This window comes from Protofrankia symbiont of Coriaria ruscifolia (assembly GCF_900634745.1).
Taxonomy (GTDB): Bacteria; Actinomycetota; Actinomycetes; order Frankiales; family Frankiaceae; genus Protofrankia; species Protofrankia californiensis.
In genome coordinates this window covers 1-6546 of sequence record NZ_CAAAFR010000084.1, presented here as the reverse complement: position 1 = coordinate 6546, position 6546 = coordinate 1, and the positions used below count along the sequence as shown (strand labels likewise).

Sequence of the window (6546 nt, the reverse complement as noted above, 5' to 3'; positions counted from 1 at the left end):
CAGGAAGAACGGCGTGCGCGCATCCAAGATATGGTGACGATTGCTCGGTGTCGAACAGACGGTGGTAGAGGGGTTCGAGCTGGACGAGACGCAGGACATGGCTGTCGCCCATGTCCGTCCGTTCACCTTCCGTTCCAGTCGGTGTTCCCGCTGTGCCCGCCGGTGCCCGGGGTACGACCAGGGCAGCGGACGCCGCCGGTGGCGGGCGCCGGACCTGGGCACGGCCCGGGTCGAGCTGGAGGCGGAGATGCCCCGGGCGCGTTGCCCTGACCATGGTGTGCCCGTAGCCGCGGTGCCGTGGGCGCGGCCGTCGTCGGGCTTCACCCGCGACTTCGAGCAGCTGTGCGCCTGGCTCGTGAAATATATGCAGAACAACCGGGTGGCGGAGCTGCTGAGAATAGCGTGGAGATCGGTCGACAAGATTGTCACCCGGGTCGTCGAGGAGCTGTCCGGCGGTGTCGACCGGCTGGCTGGCCTCAGCCGCCTCGGAATCGATGAAATCTCCTACCGGAAAGGGCACCATTATCTTACTGTCGTTATCGACCATGACACCTGCCGGATTGTCTGGGCCGGTGAAGGCCGCTGCAAGGAGACGTTGAACGCGTTCTTCGATCTGCTGGGCGACGACCGCCGCAGGAAGATCACGATCGTGTCGGCGGACGCCGCCGAGTGGATCTTCATGGTGGTCAAAGCCCGTTGCCCGCAGGCGAAGCGGTGCATGGACCCCTTCCACGTGGCGGCGTGGGCGACGGGAGCGGTCGACGCGGTCCGTCGGCGTATCGTGAACGAGCTGCGCCACGCCGGTCGGGGTCACGCGGCCAAGGAGTTGAAAGGTACCCGGTGGGCGTTACTGAAAAACCCGGGGAACCAGAGCGGGGACCAGCGCACCACCGTCGCCTCGATCAAGAAGACGAACCGGAAGCTGTATACCGCCTACCTTTTGAAAGAGCAGTTACGGGAGGTGTTCACAGTCAGTAGCGACGCAGGGAAGAAACTCCTCGCGGGCTGGCTGTCCTGGGCTTACCGCAGCCAAATCCCGGAATTCATCGCGATCACCAAAACCGTGGAGGAACAGCGTCTGGCGATCCGGAACACCCTCGAGTACGCCGTCTCGAACGCCCGCTCCGAGGCCGCCAACACCCACTTGCGCCAGTTCACCCGACGCGCCTGCGGCTTCCATTCACCTGACGCACTGATCGCCAAGGCGACCCTCACCCTCGGTGGCCTCAACATAACCCTTCCCGGCCGAGTCGCATGATCACCGATCAGATACCCACTGATCTAGCAGAAGAGCCACATACCTGACGTAATTTATAGAACACATGATATTTACGACGGAATAGGATGGGATGAGATTGGAATAGAATAACAACCCAGCCATTGAACCTCAGTAGCTCGGTTTGGTCGGCGAAATCCATGAAGATCGAGTCAAGTTTACGTATCGTGATTGGTACCGCTCCACAGTGCGCATTCTTACTGACAGTTACGACGTTAAGCCTCTCAGTCATCGTTACTAGGCGTAGCAGTGTGGCGGCGATCGGCCGGTGGGCCGCAGGTCTTTGCCCGAGCTTGCGTTCAAATCGGAGCTGCGGCGAACAGACCTCGTCAGGCTGGGGCAAAGCCCCGTTAGAGTGCGACCGGTACTTGTCCCGCGGTCGCGGCTCTGCTCGACAGGTCAAGACCGGCGAACCGATGGAAGGCGATGTGGAATACGACGACAAGGTCTGGTGCCCATGAACCGCAAGGTTGCTGTTATCGGTGGTGGAATGGCCGGGCTGGAGGCCGCGGTCCGAATGGCGGCCCAGCCTGGGATGGAAGTCGAGGTCATCGAAGCCGGGCCGGCGACCCGTCGCCGTCATGTCGACTGGGACACCTCGATCCATCCGGGCGATGAGAAGGTCCGGTGGTGGACCAGCGACGGCTGGGGATTCGGTGCCGGTCTTTCAGAACGACTCGGCGGGCGTTCGCTGTGTTATCACGGCGTTCTTCTTGGGCTCACCTCCAAGGAATTGGTCGGCTGGCATCCCTGCTGGCAGGAGCGGTTAGTCGGTCCGGCCGGCTGCTATGCGCAGGTTTACGCAGAACTCAGCCCGAGGTTTCCGGGACTGGTGGCCTCGCCACAGTCGTCCGCTGCGAGCAGAGTCGGCCTCCGGCACGCTCCACAAGCAGCACGCTATGACGGCCTGACCGGCGAGTTCGAAGCCTATTCGCCGCTATCAGCGGCCCTTCGAGTCGCCGTAAAGAGCGACCGCTTCCGCGTCGTCCGCGGCCGTGCGCGGTCCCTGAGACGTGGCAGGCTCGGATGGGATGTAGAGGTAGCTACCCCCTCTGATAGCACCGCGACGAGGCAGGGGTTCGACGCATGTGTCCTTGCGTCGTCCGCTATCGGGAACATCCAGATTCTGGCCCAGACGACAGGTGAATTGATCACGACTACCATCACCGATCACTTCTGCGTCGGGGCCCTCGCGCGAATCGAGCCCGGTGAGCCCCTGGACAGTTTCCGACACCCGATGCTATGGACCGGATACCGTCCAGTACCGTCGCTGTCCGCCAACATCTTTGTGCAGGAGCGGCCGACTCTTCCGAACGGTAACCGGCTCGTCTCGCTCGCAGCCGTGATCGAACAGGGCAGTGGTCCGGCCGACTTCAGCACGCTCGCGGTCCAGCCGTCGTCGACTGACGGTATCGCCGCCGCCCACATAACGACGGCGGTCTCGTCCGCCGATCTCGATCGCATAGGCAAAGTTCGACAGGAGCTCCTGCGCCTGGCGGACGAGATCGCCCAGGGTTCGCTCCTCGACATCACTGCGCCGCGTCCGGACGGTGGCTGTCTGGTCGGCCCGGCCGACGGCGAAACCCAGGGCGAGGAGTCGCGGAAGTTCGGCGAGGCCGAGGCCTTTCACGCGTTGCTCGCCGAACCTCTGGCCGGGCGGGTTGCCCAGTTCGAGCTGCCGTACGGGTCGTTCGAGCATGAAGCCTGTTCCCACCCGCTCGGCGGTGCGCTGAAGGTCACGACCGATCTCGAGGTCGAGGCCCTTCCCGGCGTCTACCTGGCCGGTCCGGGAAACTTTCCCCGGCTCGGCGCGGCCAACCCTGCGCTTACGACCATCTCCATGTCGCGCTGGCTCGGCGATTCGCTTGCCGGTTGAAATTCACGTTACCCGGTGGCGCGTAGCGTCTGTTTCCGCTCCGCCTGCCCGCCCCTCGAGGAGGTTGACAATGTCCAAACTCGCAATCTTCGGTGGTACTCCGGTCACGGACGAACCGTTCCCGGCCTGGCCCAGCTTCGCGCCGGAGAGTATCGACCGGGCTATGGAACCTCTCCGTACCGGCCGGGTGAACTACTGGACCGGTGAACTCGGCCGGCAATTCGAGGCGGAGTTGGCCGCGTACCTCGGCGCCGACCACGCCGTCACCACGAACAGCGGAACCTCCGCCTTGCATGCCGCGCTTGCCGCGCTGGGTATCGGGCCGGGAGACGAGGTCATCTGCACTCCGTACTCCTTCGTTGCCTCGGCGTCCTGTGTGCTGCAGGCTGGTGCGCTGCCGGTTTTCGCCGATGTCGACGAGTCGCATACGCTTAGCGCGGCCGACGTCGAAAAGAAGATTACTCCGCGTTCTCGGGCGATCATTGTGGTTCACCTCTACGGGGTCGTCGCAGATCTTGATCCGATCATCGATCTGGCCAGGAAGCATGGTTTGTTCGTTGTTGAGGACTGCGCGCAGAGCATCGGCGCGACCTACAAGGGGAGGAAGGTCGGAACGGTCGGTGATGTCGGCTGTTTCAGCTTCTGCCAGAGTAAGCACTTCACCACCGGTGGCGAGGGTGGCGCGATCGTCACCAATGACGAGGACCTGAGTTGGGAATGCCGTTCGCTGCGCGACCACGGTTATGACGTAGCCAAGCGTATGGGGCTTATGGAACTCGGGCCGGAGTACATCCACCGACGGGTCGGCTTCAACTACCGGCTAACCGAGATGCAGTCAGCCATCGGAATTTCCGAACTTGCCCGCCTCGACTCATGGAACCTTCCCCGGCGCCGCGCCAACGGTCGCCAGCTGATCGAGGCCCTTAAGGATCATCCACTGGTGATCCACGCCCCGGTGGACACCACAGAACGGGAGAATGCTTTTTGGTGGGCGCCCTTTGTGCTCGACGTGGAGCAGCTTTCGGTCCCTCTGACAGATTTCGCTGCGGCCATGACCGCGGAGGGCATGCCCTTCACGGCGGTACAACTGGGAGAGATGTACCGGGAGCGCCTCTTCGTCGAGCGTAAGGGCTTCGGGAAGCTGAACTACCCGTTCGACGACCCCAACGCCACCCCGATCGACTATTCAAGGACGAGCTGCGCCACGGCGCACTGGCTCTCGGCACGCACACTCACGCTGTACACCCACCCGGTCTACACCGAGCGGCACATGCAGCAGTACATCATCGCCTTCGAGAAGGTGGCAGCGGCCTTTCGAACGAAGACCCCGACAAGCATATCGTGAGCGATACTCGACGAGGCTTATTCAGAACTCTCAGCTCAGATGATCTAGATCATGCATTGTCGCAGGTCAGGATACTTCTACAGATCTTGATCGAAGAGTTTCGAATAACCCTCGACGAAAGTATCCTAATTTTCCATCTGAAACAATCAAGACTGGGAGATGTGCTATGAATACCGAAATCCAGTGGCGGATATGCTGGGAGGCCCAGCTTACGCCGACTGATCACGTGGAGCCGGCGGAACGGGAGACGGTGTGTCGGAAGGAGCCCGAACTGTGACCGGACGTTGCCCGGCCAGCACGTTTTCCGGTGGTCAGTCAGGGACTCGCCGCATCGCCCTCACGTTCGACGACGGACCGGATCCTTATTACACCCCCCGGATTCTCGATCTGCTCGCTGAGCATGAGGTGGCCGCGACATTCTGCGTGCTCGGCACCTACGCAGCCGCACATCCCGATATCATCTCCAGGATAGCCGTGGAGGGCCATCTCCTGGCCTGCCACTCGATGACACACGCCGATCTGTCGCGCTGTGGCGAGCAACAGACACGGTGGGAAATAATGGCGGCGAGCCGGACACTGCAGGCTGTCGCTCCCACCGCGCGGGTGCAGTATCTACGCACACCATATGGCCGGTGGAACGACGGGGCGCGGCGCGTGGCGGCCGAACTCGGCCTGCAGCCTCTCGGCTGGACGATAGACTCGCGTGACTGGTCGGCACCGGGGGTGACAGAAATCATGGACGCCCTCCGGCAACAGCTCCATCCGGGTGGGATCGTGCTGCTACATGACGGATGTCTGCCCGAAAGGAAACGTGGCTGCAGCGCCGGTCACCAAGACCAGACGCTGGCTGTGGTGCCGCTTCTCATCCGCGAGCTACGCCACCAGGGCCTCGTCCCCGGTCCTCCGCTGCTGGAGGCGCTGCCCCGGCTGCCGGCGGCCGGCACACCGATGGGGTACGGCTGGTAAGGGCGCGGGGCCGGTGGAGCCGCGGCGACTGAGAACTGAACCGCCGCTCGCACGAGATCCGATGGGTCAGAATCAATGCCAGCCACAGCCGAGCCTCCGAATGAAATGGAATACCCGCGACCCCATCAGGGGCCCTGCAAAAATTGGAAGAGTTTCCCATGAAAACGCAAATTCAGTGGAAAACGTACTGGGAGAATCAGCTCGAACCGGGTGACCACGCGGAACTTGCCGAGTTTTTTCGAAACACCTACGGAGCTGTGGGTGCCTGGAACGTGAAACATTTCAAAGGTAGCCGTAGCTGGGCCGGAGCGCGACCCGAGCTCAGGATAATCGGGCATGACGAGCGCGGAGTGGCGGCGCACTTCGGGGTGCTGCGTCGTTTTATCAGGCTCGGCGCAATCGATCAGCTCGTCGCCGAGGTCGGGCTGTACGCTGTACGCCCGGATCTACAGCGATCGGGAATCGGTTATCAATCCGGGATCAACGTGATGATTCCGACGCTGCTGGACCTGAAAGTCCCGTTCGGTTTCGGAACCGTCCGCCACGAGTTGCGCGAGCATGTCGAGAAGGCCAGCGCTGCGCTGATGATCGTGTCCGGAGTCCGGGTAAGGTCTACAGATCTGTGGGACAAGTCCAAGACGTGTGTCGAAGATCTTCTCGTCCTAGTCATTCCGCTTGAGCGCGCCGTGGACGAGTGGCCGGCCGGAGAGCTCATCGACCGGAACGGACCCGAGCTGTGACACTCGCTCATCCGGCTCCGAGCGCGTAGCTGTCCAGCGTGGACGAAGAGCGTCGGAAACGGTCCGGCCGGGGTAATGGATGACGCTCCGTTGATGTCCTTGCGGACCTTTCAGGGCTGGCGGACAGAGCGAGCAGTTGAAAAGGATCTGTTGCGTTATGGGAAAGCAAGACATGGTGGACCCTGCCTGAATATTGATCAGACCGCCAGCGTGAGCTCGGTGAAGGCAGCCGACACCCGCAGGTGCGGTTCGGTGTCCATGCCAAGTTCGTAGTGGCTACGGCGGATGTTCTGGACGAACGTGTGCCCGGAGCTGACCGTCTGGGCGGAACGGAGGCGTTTCC

General features: G+C 62.4%; 5 protein-coding genes and 2 pseudogenes. 6 read left to right on the top strand and 1 reads right to left on the bottom strand.

Annotation, left to right across the window (positions count from 1 at the left end):
* Window positions 1–40 precede the first annotated feature (40 nt).
* From CV1CTNOD_RS11365 to CV1CTNOD_RS11345, 6 genes and pseudogenes are all read left to right on the top strand, one after another.
* Window positions 41–1258: an ISL3 family transposase gene (locus CV1CTNOD_RS11365; protein ID WP_242606599.1), complete on the top strand. Its 1218-nt coding sequence runs from the start codon at window positions 41–43 to the stop codon at window positions 1256–1258.
* Window positions 1259–1733: 475 nt separating this feature from the next.
* Window positions 1734–1841 (top strand): annotated as a pseudogene (locus CV1CTNOD_RS28265) (NAD(P)-binding protein); the annotation flags it as partial.
* A 582-nt stretch (window positions 1842–2423) separates the two neighbouring features.
* Complete coding sequence (locus CV1CTNOD_RS24665; protein ID WP_165485452.1) at window positions 2424–3152, top strand: hypothetical protein; 729 nt, start codon at window positions 2424–2426, stop codon at window positions 3150–3152.
* Between the two features lie 70 nt (window positions 3153–3222).
* Window positions 3223–4497 (top strand): DegT/DnrJ/EryC1/StrS family aminotransferase, encoded by a 1275-nt coding sequence (locus CV1CTNOD_RS11355; protein ID WP_131786079.1) that lies wholly within the window; start codon window positions 3223–3225, stop codon window positions 4495–4497.
* 273 nt (window positions 4498–4770) lie between these two features.
* On the top strand, window positions 4771–5463 hold the full coding sequence (gene nodB / locus CV1CTNOD_RS11350; RefSeq protein WP_165485451.1) for a chitooligosaccharide deacetylase NodB: 693 nt from the start codon (window positions 4771–4773) through the stop codon (window positions 5461–5463).
* 158 nt (window positions 5464–5621) lie between these two features.
* On the top strand, window positions 5622–6203 hold the full coding sequence (locus CV1CTNOD_RS11345) for a NodA family N-acyltransferase (protein ID WP_131786081.1): 582 nt from the start codon (window positions 5622–5624) through the stop codon (window positions 6201–6203).
* A 197-nt stretch (window positions 6204–6400) separates the two neighbouring features.
* On the opposite strand, the pseudogene CV1CTNOD_RS26560 reads toward CV1CTNOD_RS11345, so the two are convergent.
* Window positions 6401–6546, bottom strand: a pseudogene (locus tag CV1CTNOD_RS26560) (IS6 family transposase); the annotation flags it as partial.